We start from the raw sequence: 16,968 nt of genomic DNA on the forward strand, positions 1-16,968 counted from the left end.
GCGGGCGTTTCGAAATCGTGGATCGAAGGTCGATCAGGCGGCGACGGTGACGACGCCCTCGGCCGGGTCGCGCAGGACATAGCCGCGGCCCCAGACGGTTTCGATATAGTGTTTGCCGTCGGCGGCGGTGGCCAGCTTCTTGCGGAGCTTGCAGATGAAGACGTCGATGATCTTCAGCTCGGGCTCGTCCATGCCGCCATACAGGTGGTTCAGGAACATTTCCTTGGTCAGGGTGGTGCCCTTGCGGAGCGAGAGCAGCTCCAGCATCTGGTATTCCTTGCCCGTCAGGTGGACGCGGTGACCATTCACCTCGACCGTCTTGGCGTCCAGGTTCACGGCGATCTCGCCGGTGTGGATGATCGCCTGGGCGTGACCCTTGGAACGACGGACCACGGCGTGGGTGCGCGCGATCAGCTCGTCCTTGTGGAAGGGCTTGGTCATATAGTCGTCGGCGCCGCCGCCGAAGGTCTTGACCTTGGTTTCGATCTCGTGGCTGCCCGACAGGATCATGACCGGGGTGTTGACCTTGCCGACTCGCAGCTGGCGCAGGACTTCCAGGCCGCTCATGTCCGGCAGGTTCAGGTCAAGAAGAATGAGGTCATAGTCATAGATCTTGCCCAGATCGATGCCCTCCTCGCCCAGGTCCGTCGTATAGACGTTGAAGCCTTCCGACTTCAGCATCAGTTCGATGCTTTGGGCGGTTGCGTGATCGTCTTCAATCAACAGGACGCGCATACGTGCCCCTCCAGGCAAAAGCTTTGCGGTAACCACCCTGACACACGGCCGGGTAACCTTGTTCGCAAGTTAAGACGTGAAAACCTTAAGAAGGGTTAACGCCATCCAATTGAGGCGAATCTAGGCTGATTTGCGAATCGGCGTCGAGGGGCTAGAGTCAACGATTCGAAATTTATTAACCATGCTGGTCGGCGCGGAGGGTGAGTGGTGATGCGTCACTCATGATTGGGCGACGCCGAAAGAGCGCATACGAACGCCCCCCCCTAACCATTCACCACTCACCACTCACCACGCACAATGTCCTGCCCGCAACCGCAAGGCGGTTAAGCCGCCACGACCGATTTTGGCGCACAGTAGGACGATATTCCTATCGCGACGTCGCAACCGCTTATGATGCCGGCGTCGAGAGTTCGTGAGAGGGAGACGTTTCGTGCTGGAGGAATACAGGGTGCCTGTCACCGAGGAGGATCAGGTCAAGGCCGGACTGGCCATTCATCTGATCGCGGCGCGCACCGGCGCCCATCCGTCGCAGATGACCGGCCGGGGCCGGATGAACCCGCGCGCGGCCCGCCCGCGCTGGCTGGCCATGTATCTGTCCCACGTCGCCTATGGCTGGACGTTGGAGCGGGTCGGCCACGTCTTCGGCGTCAATCGCGCCAGCGTCGGCGCCGCCTGCCGCTGGGTCGAGGACGAGCGCGAACGGCGCAGCATCGACGACCTGATGAACGACCTCGAAGGGTGCATCCAGGGCCTGTATCAGTCGCCCCGCCTGGAGCTGCCGCAATGAGCCGGCTTCTGGAACGCGCGCGCGACCTGATGGCCAAGCCCGGCGCCTGGCTGTCGGCCGAGGGCGGCGGCTATGCCTTGCGCCTGTCGCCCGATCGCCGCAGCCGCATCAGCCTGACCCTGACCGAGACCGAGTTTCGCGCCCTGATCGACCAGCCCGGCCTGCGCGTGCGCCCCGGCGGCGGCTGGTCGGGACGCGCCCAGCCGGACCCGACGCCGTCCCCCGCCCCTGCCCCCGCCCCTGGTCGTCCCGGCTTCGTGGCGGGCGAGCGCGACCTGATGCAGGTGGACGGCCGCATGGTCCGGGCGCAGGCCAATCTGGGCGAAAGCCCCATCGCCTGGCTGGCCCGGCGCAAGGACGCGTCCGGCCGCCCCTGGCTGACCCCGGCCGAGACCGCCGCCGGCGAACGTCTGCGGCGAGAGGCGGAACAAGCGACCAGGGGCGCCTCGGTCACCATGCGCTGGGACGCCCTGCCGACCGCCGGCTCGGGAACCGCCGCGCGAATGGAGCCGACCGACCGCGCCCTATCGGCCGCCCGCCGCGTCGAACAGGCCCTGACCGCCGTCGGCCCGCGCCTTCGCCCCATCCTGACCCGCATCTGCATCCACGGCGACAGCCTGCAATTGGCCGAAACGGGCCTCGGCCTGCGCCGCCGCCAGGGCAAGACCGTGCTGAAACAGGCGCTTCAGGCCCTGGCGGATCACTATGGGATCGGGTGAAGGGCAACGATCGCACCCAAAAATCGCGCTTAACCATAACGCAGGTTTTCGAAATCCACTGGCATGCGGCATCGTCCTTGAGTTGTCCCGACACACGGAGATCGCCCATGTCCCGCCCCCTCGCCTGCCTGATGTCCTCCTTGATGCTGGCGACCGCCCTGCCTGCGGCGGCGCAGACGCCCTCGGGTCTCGGCGACCTAGTCGGCGCGCGCGCCGGTCAAGCTGAGGGCGAGCTGAACCGTCGCGGCTATCAGCCTACCGATCGGTCCGAAGTCGTGGGCGACGGGCGCATGACCTATTGGCGTAACGGCGCCGATTGCGTGTCGATCATGACGCGCGACGGCCGCTACGTCTCGATCAACCAGGCGGGCCGCAGCGAGTGCGGCTCGGGCGGTTCGGATCGCTCCAACGCGACGGCCATTGCGGCCGGGGTCGCCATCGTCGGCCTGGCAGCCGCCATCGCCGCTCACAACAACCGCCACCGTGACGCCGGTGCAGACCACGACAGGGAATATCAGCGCGGCTACGAGGCCGCCCTGCACGGCGCCGACTATGACGCCAATCACGAGACAGAGGGTTATCACGAAGGCTATCTGGCCGGGGAGGACGAAGGCCAGAACCGTCGCCACGCCAACAGCGGCTGGATGCAGAACGCCCCCTATGCAGCGCGCCAGGCCTGCTCGCGCCGCGCCGACGAGTTTCAGAATCGTCCCTATGGCTCCAGTGTGCCGATCGGCATGCGTGACCTCGGACGTGGCGAGTTCGAGCTGACCATGGCCACGGGACCCTACCGCTCGCTTTGCACCGTTACGGCGGCGGGCAACGTCCGGTCGATGCCCCCTATTGACGCCTTAGATCAGGGATACGGGGACCAGGATCGCCAGCAGGTAGATCAGCGCCCGGATCAGGGCCAGGACGGCGATCACGGCGCCGCGCGCCTTTGACACGTTCAGCCGCCGGGCGAACCAGCGCGACTGCACGAAGAGGAACCAGGCCGCGCCGACGATCATGATCGCCGCGCCCACCGCATTGGGCAGTTCGGGCCGCTGGAAGATGGCGCCGCCGACCGAGACGAAGGCGACGCAGACGGCCGCCAGATAGCATTGCGCATAGAAGGGCGCGCGCAGGGTCTCGCGGGCGATACGCTTCTTCTCGTGGCGCAGCAGGGTGACGGCGGCGACCAGCGGGATCAGGCTGAAGGCCAGCGAGCGGAACAGGACCAGGTTCTGCTGGGACGCATAGACCACGCGGCTGAGGTCGGTCGCCTCGGGCGGCTGTGGCACATGCAGCGCCATCGACAGCAGATTGGTCAGGACGATGGTGGCCAGAAGGAACAGCGGCGGGCTGAGCGCGTCGTCATAGCGATGCTCCTCGCTGTCGCTCTGCTCGCGGTCCGAATAGTCCATCGCCGCCAGCGGCCCACGCAAGATCCGCCACAGGGTCAGGGGATAGAAGACCAGCCAGCTGACCGCCTCGAAGAGAAACTCCTCGAAACTGCGCAGGATCTTCAGCAGGTCCATTCGCGCCCCCGGTTACGACCCTGCGATCGTGGGTCGCCGGGCCGGCGGTTGCAAGCCCCGACTACTGAACCGCCAGCGCGGCCTCGCGGATGCGGCCGACCATGCTGTTCAGGCCGTTGGCGCGCTGGCGCGTCAAAGCCGAGGGCAGGCCCAGCCGATCCAGCGCCGCGCGGGCGTCGAAGTCGAGGATCTCGTCAGGCGTGCGGCCGGAATAGAGTTTCAGCAGCAGGGCGATATTGCCCTTGGACAGGGCGCTGTCGCTGTCGGCGGCGAACCACAGCCGACCGTCGTCCTGGGTCGTCGCCAGCCAGACCTGGGCCGCACAGCCCGGCACCTTGTTGGCATCGATCCGGTCGGCCTCGTCCAGCGGGGCCAGCCCCTTGCCCAGTTCGATGACGTATTCGATCCGCTGCTCCCAATCGCCCAGCAGGTCGAAATCCTCGGCCAGTTCGGCCAGGGTCTGGTCCAGGGTGTCGGTCGGCGGCGTGCGGTTGGTCATGGGCCGCCAGATAGGCCGCGCGGCCGTTAACGACAACCGGCCGTTTTGTCCCCCGATATTCATGGTGAACGCCGCAATGGGGTTCGCCTCAGGGGGGAGCGGCCTCGCACCGACTCAGCCGCAGCCCTAGTCTGAGCGCAGACGAAACCCATGGCCCGCCCTTCTTGAAACCCGACGCTCCCGCCAGATACGAGGACGACGCAACGCACGACGCGGCGCTGGGCGCCCCTCTGGTCGCCTTGTGGCATGCGATCTGGGCGGTGGCGGTGGCCCTGACGGCGCTGGCGGCGCAGATGATGGACAGGCTGAAGGACGCGCCGCTGGCCGCCCTGCTGCTGATGGCCTTCCCCGGCGTGTTCGGCGTCGTGCTGATGGTGCGCGACAGCGTGGGGCTGAGGCTGGCGGTCATGGGCGGCTGGATCCTGGCCGCCACCGCCTCGGCCGGCCTGACCGGCGGCGTGACCGGCGCCCTGCCCGGCCTGATCCTGACGCCGCTGGCGGCGGGGATCGCCCTCGATCACGCCCGCGTCGGCGCCGACCGTCTGACCCGGATGGGCGCCTTTGCGGTGGCCCTGCCGCTGCTGGCGGGGCTGATCTCGACCTGGCTGAACGGGGCGGAGGCGCAAGGCCCCTTGCTGGCCGCCGTCTCGGGCCTGCTGGCCATGGGCGCGATCATCGCGGCCATGCGCCTGACCTGGAGCGCGCGCCAGCGTCGCCTGGCCGAGGCCGAAGATCAGGCCGCCCGGATCGCCGCCCTGCTGGAGGATCAGCCGGCCCTGACGCTGCTGCTCGATCCATCCGGCCGCGCCGTCGCCACCTGGGGCACGCCGCCGCCCGCGGTGTCGGTGCTGGCCCTGACCGAACAGGGCCTGATCTCGGCCGTCCATGCGCCGGACCGCCCGGCCGTGTCCGCAGCGTTGGCCCGCGCCCTGTCGGGCCAGTCGGTCGAGGTCCAGTTCACCCCGCGCATCGCCCTGGACCGCCGGGTGGTCATGATCCTGGGCCCGTTCCAGCACGAGACGGACCGCCCGCGCCTGATCGCCCAGGCGTTCGACGGCACGGCCCAGTTCGCCCGCGAGTTGGGGCTGGAAACCGCCCGCGTCGAGGCCGAGGCCCAGTCCGCCGGCAAAACCCGCTTCCTGGCCAATATGAGCCACGAGCTGCGCACCCCCCTGAACGCCGTGCTGGGTTTCGCCGACATCATGCGCCAGAAGCTGTTCGGCCCCCTGCCCGAACGCTACGCCGGATACGCCGACGCCATCCATCAGGCGGGCGGACACCTGCTGGACCTGATCAACGACGTTCTGGACCTGTCCAAGATCGAGGCCGAACGCTACCAGCTGGCGATGGAGACGTTCGACGCCCGCGACGCCGTGTCCGCCGCCGTCGCCCTGGTCCGGCTTCAGGCCGACGACAAGGGGGTCGATCTGGCCGCCGTCCTGCCGTCCGAGCCGATCAAGGTCCGCGCCGACGCCCGCGCCCTGAAGCAGATGGCGTTGAACCTGCTGTCCAATGCGGTCAAGTTCACCCCGACCGGCGGCTCGGTCACCATCACCCTCGACGCGGACGGACCGGATCTGGATCTGGCCGTGTCCGACACCGGCGTCGGCATCGCGCCGCAAGACCTGCAACGCCTGGGCCGCCCCTTCGAACAGGCCGGCGGCGCCGACCAGAAGGCGCAAGGCACCGGCCTGGGCCTGTCCTTGGTCCGCAGCCTGACCGAACTGCACGGCGGCCGCATGACCATCGACAGCACCCTGGGCGAAGGCGCCGCGGTGATGATCCGGTTGCCGGTGATGGTGGCGGCGGGGTCGCTGGATCCACAGCCGAGCGAAGGGCCGCCAGCGACGGTTGAGGCCTGAGCGTCAGCTTTGGGTTGTGAGGACGCGCGCGCATCTCTAGCAGTTCATATAGAACGCCATCGCGTCTTGAGGCCTAGATATGCGCACGAAGCCGAAGCTTGCCATGCCATTGGGCCTGACGGTCGGGCTGATCGGCCTGCTGTTTGTGACCGCGCCAAGCGCGAGCGGATCGGCCGCGACCCTGTTCGGTTGGTCGCGGTGGCCGGAGGAGGTCAGCCTCGTCGTCGTCATGCTCGGGCTGGGGCTGACGCTTTTCGGCCTAGTCCTCACCCTGCGTGGCCGGCTAAAGGCGGCGAAGCCGAACGCGCCCCGTAAAGCCGATCCGACGCATCCTGCCCTCTAAACCTGCCCCATCGCCAGGAAGGCCCTACCCGCCGCGAAGTCGCCGGCCTCGAAGGTGGAGCGGGCGATGCTGCCGTCGCGGAACAGGAATTCGACGGTGAAGACCTCGCGCGGGTCCAAGGCCGACAGGGCGTCGGCGGCGGCGGCGGGGAACAGCCAGGCCTGACCGGCCGGGCGACCTTCGGGCAGCAGCATCGCATCAGCGCTGGTCACGCCGGCGGCCCAGAAGGCGCGGCGTTGCGCGGCGGGCGGCAGGTCGTGCGACAGCCATGGACGCGGCGCCACCGTGTGGTCGCGCATCACCACCCGCACGCCGGTCGGCCGCGAGCGCCCCTGCCAGGACACCACGGCGGCCAGTTGATCGGGCCGGTCCATGCCGCCCACCACGCCGAACCGCACGGGCGAGGCGCCGGTCACGGTCGCTTGCATCAACCGCCAGGTCGGGCGCGCATAGGCCGCGCGATCCGCGCTCCACTTTCGGCGATCGCCCGGAAACTCCATCCGCGTCGTGCGCGACCAGCCGGAAAAGGCGGTCTGGACCCGGCCCTGAACCGTCTTCAGATCGGTCGAGCCGCACGGCGTCGTGTTCGCGCGCGCCCGCGCCCGCTGGGCCGTCTCCGCCAACTGCCGATCGCTGGATCCCGCGCGCAGGGCCGCGCCCCGCGCCTGCCAGGCGGCGGCCGTCAGGGCGGCGGTCAGCTGCGGCTCGAACAGGCCGCAACGGTCGTTGGCGGCCAGCACGAAGCTGCGCTCATAGAAGCGGTCCTGCGGCGCGGCGAAGGCGGCGACGGGCGTCGCGGCGATCAGCACGGCCGACAGGAAACCTCTGGCTTGCCGGGGGGAAAGGCCTATCCTCATGCCCCGACCCTAGCGCGCCAGGGTTGGGGTTCCGTGTTCGAGCAGGGTTAGCGAATTGCTTCTTTCCAGCGACCTGTGGGTCAGCGCCCTGATCCGCCGCGCCCAGATCGAGGGCGCCTATGCGACCGTGGTCAAAAAGGGCGACGACCGCGCCGGCTCGGTCATCGTCAAGGCCTACGACACCACCACCCGCACCGCCCGCCTGTTCACCGAAGCCTTCGGCCCCGACGGCGACCGCCTGTGGATCCAGCCGGTGACGTCCGACAGCGAAACCGAACTGGACGCCTATATCGCCCGCCAGCGCGGGTATGACCCGGACCTGTGGGTGGTCGAGATCGAGGATCGGCAGGGGAGGCATTTCATCACGGAGACGGTGCAGGGGTAGATGGCCGCGCATTTCCTTCAAAGTTTGTTGGAGGGCTGCGCAGGAAGGCGACCAACTCCAGCTATAGCAGGGCTAGCTTACCGCTGGAGAACGCGACCAGTCGCTCTGGTTCTGCCGCGAACCACGCATAGCTTCCCCATGCCAATCCATCGACGGCCTTCTTGAACGGAGCGCGGCTCCGATCAAGGAAGGCCGTGACATAAGCGACGTGCTCCACTGGAAAACCAGCCTCAGAGGCCAACGCGGCCAGCGCAGACTTGCGACGCTCGTTGATGGGGCCATCCGTGGCGACCACTTCCACAAAGACCAGCAAAGGATGTTCGCCGTCGATATCGGCAAGGATCACGTCGGGTAGGTTCTTGTCCGCCTGCCGATCCTTCGGGCCATGTCGTCGTAGCGGGCCACGACCTTCGCCCCGCTCTCTGAAACAAACAGGACTGTAGGACTGGCTAGGAACCTTGGGGCGAACTCCTCGATCACCGCCTTGGTGATGACCGAACTCGGACCAGGCTTCATGCGCTGAGTTTCGCCATTGGGGAAGTTGACCAAGACCTGATCGTCCGCTTGGCTGGCGCCGCCGCGCACGATGGCGATCCGCGCCAACGCCCCGGCGTTCAGATGCGCCCGGCTCCAAGCCGTAATGGCCGACACCAGAACATCGCCTTCAAGGGTAGGATCGAACAGATCTGCGAAATCTTTCCGAAGTGCATACCGCGGCTTGCTGGAGGTAGTAGGCAGGTCGGTGCGTTCAATCACTGCTCCCATTGCGACCAAACCCTCGCGCAGAGTTTCATCGCGGATCGGTTCGCGCGTATTGTCTTGATACCAGCGGACGCCCTCCGCGAAGCCGCCCGGCTTAAGAATGTCGGCGGCATAGGTTTGACGAGCCGCGTCCGATGCGTCGGGCGTCGCCTTGATATCCGTCATGCGATAGACGTGTTTGGGGCCGAGCCAGCCCTCTTCTCCTTCGACCGCCCCGATGTAGAGGGCGGTGAACACCGTGCTGGCGGCCAACATCCGGGTGCAATAGGCACGGTGCGGCGTTCCTTCAGGGAAGATTGCCTGAAGACGCGCATGAACCTCATCGCGGCTGGGCAAAGACCTCATGCCGCCGCCTCAACATAGAGCGCACGCAAGGCTGCTTCGAAGGCCGTAAGGTCGGCGTCTTTCTTCAATAGGGGTTCAAGCGCTGTCATATCAGCAGCGGTCGGGAGGGGCACAGCTTCGAGTTCGAAGGCGGAGACCGCCACGCTGCCGCTGATGCATCGAAACACCTCGTCGACGACCTTGCTGTTCAGCACAGCCGCCAGCAAAGCCGGCGATACCTTGGGTCGGCCGACAGGACGGATCATGTTGAGATGATTTTCGACAACGACCGCCTTGTGCGTCCGTATGAAGGCTGCAGGCAGTTCAGCCGCGATCAATCGGCGCTCCTGCTCCTTGGACGTCGTACGTTGGACCAAGACGCAAGGCTCCCGCGTCAGCAGCCATTGGTCGCCGGTACGAATTTCGAACCAGGGGGCATGATTGCGCTTCTCAGCACGGAAGCCGAAGCGACCATCGGCGCTGACCGCCTCAGCCCATATCAACGGATGGCGACCGCGTCCGGCGCGTTCACAGAGTTGATCCTTGAACCGGTTCCAGACGAGAGGGCCTGTCGAAACCCTGTAGCCCCAACCCGACAGACGCGTCGTCATCCGCGAGGCCGCTGCCGCAAGGATCGACTGATCGGGCGACCGTGGAGCCAGCCAAGGCGCATCCAGAGATTTGGGAAGACTGATTGCTCCATTGCGGACGAGAACGGCTTCGCGTTCATTCTCGAGAGTCACATAATGCACTTGGGCCGCGCCTGACTTGGCGCCCTTGCGAAACACCGTGAGCATTGTTTCCTGCAAGGCGTCTTCGAACACCCCTTTTCGGCTATGCACGAAATCGATCGCCTCAGGAGGCGCATCTTCGGCCAGCAAGCGGCGCAGCGCCGAAAAATACTGCCCACCCAAAACGCTGGTCGGGGTCAGATAAGCGATGACGCCTTTTGGTCGTGTCCAACGAAGAGCGATATCCGTGAAAACGCCGTAGAGATTGGCGTGACCGTAGAGACTGCGCGCAAATCGTTGCCTTTGCTCGGGCGTGAGACGGACCCGGCCATAAGGCGGATTGCCGATAACGAGATCATAGTCGGCCTTCGGAGCGCGCTCCAAGGTATCAACGACTTCAATGACTCGGGGCGCGTTCCGGCGAGCAGCGCGTGATAAGGGAGCTAACGCGAGATCAAGAGCTGTCTGAGCAAAACCCGCTGCATATGGGTCTAACTCCAATCCTTTAAATCGACGCTCGATCTGGCTGAGAATGACACGTGGTTCTGCCCCATCCAAGGCCGCGACCATTCGAGTAACGACTGGAAGAAGAAGGGCGCCGCCGCCCACGGCAGGGTCAAGAACACGCGCCTTCGCCCAGTCCACGCCAGCTTCTTCGGCCAGCGCAATCAAACGACTGACGAGCGCGGGCGGTGTGTAGAACGCCCCTAGCGTGCCGCGATCATGAGAACTCAGCATCACCGTATAGAGCGACGACAAGCTATAGGCCGCCTCCTCCAGTGGAAGCGCGGCTGCTGCGTCACCTAGAGCATCTGCCATTCCGCGCGCCGTCGCATCCAGCAAACCGAATGGCGTTGCCGGTGGTGTGTTCAACTTCAGATCAGGTTCGACAAGAAGCGCTAAACGGTCAAAAGCACGACGCACAAACACGGCCGACATCTCGCGACGCTGCGGCTCTGGCGTAGCGGCGATCCAAACGCGCGCTAACGTCCGAATTCGCGCAAGTTCATATCGAGCGACCTCAGGTTCGACCTCCATGGCCAAAGGTCGAACGATCAGCTTCAGATTAGCGCTCATCAGCTTTGCCACCAGATTCGTTCTTGAATCGTTCCAGTGTTAGAACGGAGCTTGAGTTTCAACAAATTGCTGGTCAACCTGAAGCTTGGATGGACCTCCTACCGCAGCTGGCCCCTCAATCCTCGTCCATCTTCAGGGCGGCGATGAAGGCTTCCTGCGGGATTTCGACCTTGCCGAACTGGCGCATGCGCTTCTTGCCGGCCTTCTGTTTTTCCAGCAGCTTCTTCTTGCGAGTGGCGTCGCCGCCGTAGCATTTCGAGGTCACGTCCTTGCGCAGGGCGCGGACGGTCTCGCGGGCGATGATCTTGCCGCCGATGGCCGCCTGGATCGGGATCTGGAACAGGTGGGGCGGGATCAGTTCCTTCATCTTCTCGACCATGCCCCGGCCGCGCGTCTCGGCGCGAGCGCGGTGGACCAGCATGGACAGGGCGTCGACCGGCTCGGCGTTGACCAGGATGGACATCTTCACCAGGTCGCCGACCTTGTATTCGGTGATCTCGTAGTCGAACGAGGCGTAGCCCTTCGAGATCGACTTCAGCCGGTCGTAGAAGTCGAACACCACCTCGTTCAGCGGCAGCTCATAGACCACCATCGCCCGGTTGCCGACGTAGGACAGTTCGATCTGCTGGCCGCGACGGTCCTGACACAGCTTGATGACGCCGCCCAAGTATTCGTCGGGCGTCAGGATGGTGGCCTTGATCCAGGGTTCGGCGATGGTCTCGATCTGCATCACGTCGGGCAGATCGGCAGGGTTGTGCAGGTCGATTTCGGAGCCGTCGCGCAGGCCGATCTTGTAGACGACGGACGGCGCCGTGGCGATCAGGTCGAGGTTGAACTCGCGGCTCAGGCGCTCCTGGATGATCTCCAGGTGCAGCAGGCCCAGGAAGCCGCAGCGGAAGCCGAAGCCCAGCGCCGCCGAGCTTTCCATCTCATAGGTGAAGGAGGCGTCGTTCAGGCGCAGCTTCCCGATCGCGGCGCGCAGGTCCTCGAAGTCGGCGGCGTCCACCGGGAACAGGCCGCAGAAGACCACCGACTGGACTTCCTTGAACCCCTTCAGCGGCTCGGCGGTCGGCTTCTTCTCGTCGGTGATGGTGTCGCCGACGGCGGCGTGGGCGACTTCCTTGATCTGGGCGGTGATGAAGCCGACCTCGCCGGGGCCGAGCTGGTCCACGGGCGTGTTCTTGGGCAGGAAGACGCCGACCCGGTCGATCAGGTGGGTCGAGCCGTTGCGCATCATCTTGACCCGCATGCCGGTCTTCAGCACGCCGTCGAACACCCGCACCAGCACGACGACGCCCAGATAGGGGTCGTACCAGGCGTCGACCAGCATGGCCTTCAGCGGGGCGTTCACATCGCCCTTGGGCGCCGGCAGCTTGGTGACGATGGCCTCCAGCACCTCCTCGATGCCGATGCCGGACTTGGCGCTGGCCAGGACGGCTTCGGAGGCGTCGATGCCGATCACGTCCTCGATCTGGGCGCGCACGCGGTCTGGCTCGGCGGCCGGCAGATCGACCTTGTTCAGGACCGGGACGATCTCGTGGTTGTTGTCGATGGCCTGATAGACATTGGCCAGGGTCTGGGCCTCGACCCCTTGCGAGGCGTCCACGACCAGCAGCGAGCCTTCGCAGGCGGCCAGGGAGCGGCTGACCTCATAGGCGAAGTCCACGTGGCCCGGCGTGTCCATCAGGTTCAGGATATACTCCTCGCCGTCCGTGGCCTTGTAGGTCAGGCGCACGGTCTGGGCCTTGATGGTGATGCCCCGTTCCTTCTCGATCTCCATGTTGTCGAGCACCTGCTCGGACATCTCGCGCGCGGTCAGGCCGCCGGTGTGCTGGATCAGGCGGTCGGACAGGGTCGACTTGCCATGGTCGATGTGCGCGACCACGCTGAAGTTGCGAATGTTCGAGATCGGGGGAGTCGTCATCCGCGCGCCCCTATCACGCGTAAGGGTTCGGGACCAGACGCACGGCCTAACTGGTCCCAAACTGCGTCACATTAAGCCTTGGCAATAAAGCCCTTCGCCGTTTGAGAAGGCTTGGCGGACGCGGTATGGAACAACCCTCCCGATAACCGGCGCGAGCCGGCGACCCGCTTCGCCTGCAACCGAGGAAATCCCGTGTCCAAGACGACCCGAACCGTTTTCAACTTCGGCGCCGTCGCCCTGTCGGCCTTGCTGCTGGCCAGCTGCGGCGGACATGGCGAGGAAAAGAAGGACGAAAAGGCCGCAGGCGGCTCGCGCCAGACCGTCAGCGCCGCGACCGTGACCCAGACCAGCCTGGACCGCACCGTCACCGCCTCGGGCACCGTTTCGGCCTGGGAAGAGGTGCCGGTGGCGGCCGAGACCGGCGGCCTGACCGCCGTCGCCGTCTATGTGGACGAAGGCTCCTACGTGCGTCAGGGCCAGCCGCTGGTGCAGATGAACGACGTCCTGCTGCGCGCCCAGCTGCGCCAGCAGCAGGCCCAGGTGCAGCTGGCCGAGGCCAATGTGGCGCGCGACAACGCCGCGCTTGATCGCGCGCAGCAGCTGAAGGAGCGCGGCTTCCTCAGCCAGGCGTCGCTGGATACGGCCCTGGCGAACCAGCGCAGCTCGAACGCCAATCTGGCCGCCGCCCGCGCGGCCCTCAGCCAGACCCAGACCCAGTTGTCGCAGGCGACCATCCGCGCGCCTGTCGGCGGCCTGATCGTCAGCCGCAGCGTCACCAAGGGCCAGATCATCGCCGCCGGGACCGAACTGTTCCGCATGGTGCGCGACGGCCGCCTCGAACTGGACGCCCAGGTGCCCGAGACCGAACTGGCCCTGGTCCGCGCCGGTCAGTCGGCGACCATCACCTCCAGCGAGGCGGGCCAGACCACCGGCTCGGTCCGCATCGTCACGCCCGAGGTCAACGCCACCACCCGCCTCGGCCTGGCGCGCATCTCCCTGGCGCCCGGCGCCCAGCTGCGGCCCGGCATGTTCGCCCGCGCCGACATCGCCGTCGGCGATCAGCCGGCGACGACCGTGCCGACCGGCGCGGTCCTGTATCGCGACAACAAGCCCGGCGTCTTCGTGGTCCGCGGCGACAGCACCGTCCACTTCCAGCCCGTGACCATCCTGTCGCGCACCGAGGCCCAGACGGCGGTCAGCGGCGTCGATGTCGGCGTCCGCGTCGCGGTGGACGGCGCCGGCTTCCTGAACGAAGGCGACCGCGTCAACGTGGCCCAGGCGGTGGGCAATGCGCCCGCTCCGGCCGCTCCGCCTGCGACCAAGTAGGACCGACGACCATGAACCAGATGTCGTCCTGGGCGATCAAGAACCCGATCCCGATCATCCTGCTGTTCCTGCTGCTGACGCTCGGCGGCGTGGTCGGCTTCATGGGCATGCGGATCAATCAGAACCCCGACATCGACTTTCCGCTGGTCGCCGTCACGGCCGCCCGCCCCGGCTCGGCCCCGGCGGAAATGGAGGTCCAGGTCACGCGCCTGATCGAGGATTCGCTGGCCGGCCTGTCGGGCGTGCGCCACATCACGTCCAACATCACCGACGGCGTCTCGACCACGACGATCGAGTTCGAGCTGGGCACCGACACCGACCGCGCCACAAATGACGTGCGCAACGCCATGACCGGCCTGCGCGCGTCCCTGCCCCAAGACATGCAGGAGCCAGCGGTCCAGCGCATCGACATCACCGGCGACGCCCTGATCACCTACGTCGTTCGCTCGCCGACCATGACGCCGGAAGAAATCAGTTGGTTCATCGACAACGAGGTCAGCCGCAGCTTGCTGGCTCTGGGCGGCGTGGGAGAGGTCAACCGCTCGGGCGGGGTGGACCGCGAGATCCGCGTCGAGCTGGATCCGCAACGCCTGGCCGCATACGGCGTCACCGCCGCCGAGGTCAGCCAGGCGCTGAACAACGTCAACAACAACCTGCCGGGCGGCCGCGTCACCATCGCAGGCTCCGAGAGGGCCGTGCGCACCCTCGGCGCCGCGACCTCGGTGGCGCAACTTCGCGAGACCCTGGTCCCCCTGAGCGACGGCAAGACCATCCGCCTCGATAACCTGGGCAGGGTCGAGGACAAGTGGAGCGAGCCGCGCCGCCTGGCCCGCTACAACGGCCAGGAAGCCGTCACCTTCAACTTCCTGCGGTCGCGCACCGCGTCCGAGGTCAAGGTCGCCGAACGGGTCCGCGAGGAAGTCAAGAAACTCGACGACGCCCACCCCGAACTGACGATCCAGCAGGTCACCGCCAGCGTCGAACAGATCGAGGAATCCTATCTGGCCTCGCTGGAGGCTCTGCTGCTGGGCGCCGTGCTGGCGGTCATCATCGTCTTCATCTTCCTGCGCGACTGGCGGGCGACCTTCATCGCGGCCATTGCCATGCCGATGTCGCTGATCCCGACCTTCGCCATCCTGGGCCCGCTGGACCAGTCGCTGAACGTGGTGACCCTGCTGGCCCTGTCGCTGACGATCGGCATCCTGGTCGACGATGCGATCGTGGAGATCGAGAACATCGTGCGCCACATGCGCGACGGAAAACCGCCCTACAACGCCTCGCTGGAGGCGGCCGACGAGATCGGTCTGGCGGTCGTGGCCACCACCGCCACCATCATCGCCGTCTTCGCGCCCGTCGGCTTCATGCCCGGCATCATCGGGCAGTTCTTCAAGGCCTTCGCGCTGGCCGCCTGCGTCTCCGTTGCCTTCTCGCTGCTGGTGGCGCGCACCCTGACGCCGTTGATGGCGGCCTACATCCTCAAGCACGCCAACCACGAGGATCGCGATCCGTTCTGGATGGGCGGCTATCTGAAGGCGCTACGCTGGTCGCTGGGCAACCGGTGGAAAGTCTTGATCCTCGGCGTGCTGTTTCTGTTCGGCTCCATCGCCACGGCCGTCATCGCCAAGATGTCGTTCGAATTCATGTCGCCCGGCGATACCGCCCGCGCCGCCTTCCAGGTCGAACTGCCGCCTGGCGCGACGCTGGCCCAGACCGACGCCGTGGTTCGGCAGGTCACGAAGCGGCTGGAAGCCCGCCCCGAGGTGATCTCGGTCTATGCCGCCATCGGCGGTCAGGACGTGACCCAGGCCAATGTCTATGCCGACATGGTCCCCAAGGGCGACCGCGACCTAAGCCAGCAGGCCTTCGCCCGCGCCATGGTGGACGAGCTGAAACAGATCCCCGGCGCCCGCATCCGCGCGGGCATCGCCCAGCAGGGCGGCGGTCCCGGCGATGGCACCAGTTACACCTTCTCGATCCTCAGCGATAATCCCGACGCCCTGAACGCAGCGGCGAGAAAGGTCGAGGAAGAGATGCGCGGCGTCCCCGGCCTGGCCAACGTCGTCAACTCGGCCGCCATCGCCCGACCCGAAATTCTGGTCACGCCACGTCCCGACGAGGCGGCCCTGGCCGGCGTTTCGGCGGGCGCCATCTCCCAGGCCGTGCGGGTCGCCACCATCGGCGACGTGGATCAGAACCTGCCCAAGTACAATCTCGGCGACCGCCAGATCCCGATCCGCCTGCAACTGACCGCAGATGCGCGCGAGGATCTGACCGTGCTGGAGAACCTGCGCGTGCCGGCGACGGGCGGAACCTCTGTTCCGCTCAGCGCCGTCGCCGATATCCAGTTCGGCGCCGGTCCCGCCACCGTCACCCGCCAGGATCGGTCGCGTATCGCCTCGATCAGCGCCGAGTTGGACGGCATCACCACCGGTGCGGCGGGCGCGGCGGTCAACCGCCTGCCCTCGGTCAAGAACCTGCCCGCCGGCGTGCGTCAGGTGCCGGCCGGCGACGCCGAGTTCATTCAGGAGATGCTGACCGGCTTCGCCATCGCCTTCGCCTCGGGCATTCTGCTGATGTATGCGGTTCTGACGCTGCTGTTCAAAAGCTTCGCCTATCCGATCACCATCATGGCGGCCCTGCCGCTGGCCATCGGCGGCGCCTTCATCGCCCTGGCTATCGGCGGCGCCAACTTCTCCATGTCGGCCCTGATCGGGGTGCTGATGCTGATGGGGATCGCGGCCAAGAACTCCATCCTGCTGGTCGACTACGTCATCATGGCCGAGCGAGAGGGCATGCCGCGTCACGAGGCCATCATGGATGCGGCGCACAAGCGCGCCCGGCCGATCCTGATGACCACCTTCGCCATGGGCGCCGGCATGGTGCCCATCGCCCTTGGGGTCGGCGCCGACGTCCAGTTCCGCTCGCCCATGGCCATCGCCGTGCTGGGTGGACTGATCTCGTCGACCTTCCTGTCCCTGCTCTACATCCCCGCCATCTTCACCATCGTCGACGACATCGCCGGCTGGGGCCGCCGCATCCTGAGCCGAAAGACGGCGGGGCAGCGGGAGCTGGCGAAACCGAGACAGGGGCCGTTGGTGGAGTAGCGCGCGGCGCTGT

General features: G+C 66.4%; 14 protein-coding genes and 1 pseudogene. 8 read left to right on the plus strand and 7 right to left on the minus strand.

The window, feature by feature from the left end; all coding sequences use genetic code 11:
• Positions 1-33: 33 nt before the first annotated feature.
• Entirely contained in the window at positions 34-735 is a 702-nt protein-coding gene (gene ctrA / locus ABIB58_RS06460; protein ID WP_017505852.1) for a response regulator transcription factor CtrA, read from the minus strand.
• Positions 736-1,183: 448 nt separating this feature from the next.
• Between ctrA and ABIB58_RS06465 the strand changes: the two genes are divergently transcribed.
• The 3 genes from ABIB58_RS06465 (at position 1,184) to ABIB58_RS06475 (ending at position 3,185) form a co-directional block, all read left to right on the plus strand.
• On the plus strand, positions 1,184-1,522 hold the full coding sequence (locus ABIB58_RS06465) for a chromosomal replication initiator DnaA (RefSeq protein ID WP_295167360.1): 339 nt from the start codon (positions 1,184-1,186) through the stop codon (positions 1,520-1,522).
• Positions 1,519-2,241 (plus strand): DUF6456 domain-containing protein, encoded by a 723-nt coding sequence (locus ABIB58_RS06470; RefSeq protein WP_354039768.1) that lies wholly within the window; start codon positions 1,519-1,521, stop codon positions 2,239-2,241. The genes ABIB58_RS06465 and ABIB58_RS06470 overlap by 4 nt, the downstream gene beginning before the upstream one ends.
• A 107-nt stretch (positions 2,242-2,348) precedes the next feature.
• Positions 2,349-3,185: a hypothetical protein gene (locus ABIB58_RS06475; protein WP_354039770.1), complete on the plus strand. Its 837-nt coding sequence runs from the start codon at positions 2,349-2,351 to the stop codon at positions 3,183-3,185.
• Here the strand turns inward: ABIB58_RS06475 and ABIB58_RS06480 are convergent.
• On the minus strand, positions 3,093-3,761 hold the full coding sequence (locus ABIB58_RS06480; RefSeq protein WP_039244703.1) for a hypothetical protein: 669 nt from the start codon (positions 3,759-3,761) through the stop codon (positions 3,093-3,095). The genes ABIB58_RS06475 and ABIB58_RS06480 overlap by 93 nt on opposite strands.
• A gap of 61 nt (positions 3,762-3,822) precedes the next feature.
• A complete protein-coding gene (locus tag ABIB58_RS06485) occupies positions 3,823-4,260 on the minus strand; it encodes a SufE family protein (protein WP_039244705.1) in 438 nt (145 codons plus the stop codon).
• Between the two features lie 164 nt (positions 4,261-4,424).
• Between ABIB58_RS06485 and ABIB58_RS06490 the strand changes: the two genes are divergently transcribed.
• On the plus strand, positions 4,425-6,122 hold the full coding sequence (locus tag ABIB58_RS06490) for a sensor histidine kinase (protein WP_354039773.1): 1,698 nt from the start codon (positions 4,425-4,427) through the stop codon (positions 6,120-6,122).
• Between the two features lie 79 nt (positions 6,123-6,201).
• Positions 6,202-6,465 (plus strand): hypothetical protein, encoded by a 264-nt coding sequence (locus tag ABIB58_RS06495; RefSeq protein ID WP_354039775.1) that lies wholly within the window; start codon positions 6,202-6,204, stop codon positions 6,463-6,465.
• Here the strand turns inward: ABIB58_RS06495 and ABIB58_RS06500 are convergent.
• Entirely contained in the window at positions 6,462-7,322 is an 861-nt protein-coding gene (locus ABIB58_RS06500; RefSeq protein WP_354039777.1) for a hypothetical protein, read from the minus strand. The genes ABIB58_RS06495 and ABIB58_RS06500 overlap by 4 nt on opposite strands.
• Before the next feature lie 55 nt (positions 7,323-7,377).
• On the opposite strand from ABIB58_RS06500, the gene ABIB58_RS06505 reads away from it, so the two are divergent.
• Complete coding sequence (locus ABIB58_RS06505) at positions 7,378-7,707, plus strand: DUF1491 family protein (protein WP_354039779.1); 330 nt, start codon at positions 7,378-7,380, stop codon at positions 7,705-7,707.
• Between the two features lie 61 nt (positions 7,708-7,768).
• On the opposite strand, the pseudogene ABIB58_RS06510 reads toward ABIB58_RS06505, so the two are convergent.
• From ABIB58_RS06510 to lepA, 3 genes and pseudogenes are all read right to left on the minus strand, one after another.
• Positions 7,769-8,814 (minus strand): annotated as a pseudogene (locus tag ABIB58_RS06510) (BsuBI/PstI family type II restriction endonuclease).
• Positions 8,811-10,613, minus strand: coding sequence for an HsdM family class I SAM-dependent methyltransferase (locus tag ABIB58_RS06515; protein WP_197070945.1), 1,803 nt, complete (start codon positions 10,611-10,613; stop codon positions 8,811-8,813). The pseudogene ABIB58_RS06510 and the gene ABIB58_RS06515 overlap by 4 nt, the downstream one beginning before the upstream one ends.
• A 103-nt stretch (positions 10,614-10,716) precedes the next feature.
• The gene (gene lepA, locus ABIB58_RS06520; RefSeq protein ID WP_354039782.1) at positions 10,717-12,525 is read right to left on the minus strand and encodes a translation elongation factor 4; all 1,809 of its coding nucleotides are present in this window, start codon (positions 12,523-12,525) and stop codon (positions 10,717-10,719) included.
• 192 nt (positions 12,526-12,717) lie between these two features.
• On the opposite strand from lepA, the gene ABIB58_RS06525 reads away from it, so the two are divergent.
• Both ABIB58_RS06525 and ABIB58_RS06530 read left to right on the plus strand, forming a co-directional pair.
• Positions 12,718-13,851, plus strand: a complete 1,134-nt coding sequence (locus ABIB58_RS06525) for an efflux RND transporter periplasmic adaptor subunit (protein ID WP_354039784.1) — start codon at positions 12,718-12,720, stop codon at positions 13,849-13,851.
• A gap of 11 nt (positions 13,852-13,862) precedes the next feature.
• A complete protein-coding gene (locus ABIB58_RS06530) occupies positions 13,863-16,955 on the plus strand; it encodes an efflux RND transporter permease subunit (RefSeq protein ID WP_354039786.1) in 3,093 nt (1,030 codons plus the stop codon).
• Positions 16,956-16,968: the final 13 nt, after the last annotated feature.

The organism is Brevundimonas sp. UYEF29 (assembly GCF_040546195.1).
GTDB classification, from domain to species: Bacteria; Pseudomonadota; Alphaproteobacteria; order Caulobacterales; family Caulobacteraceae; genus Brevundimonas; species Brevundimonas huaxiensis.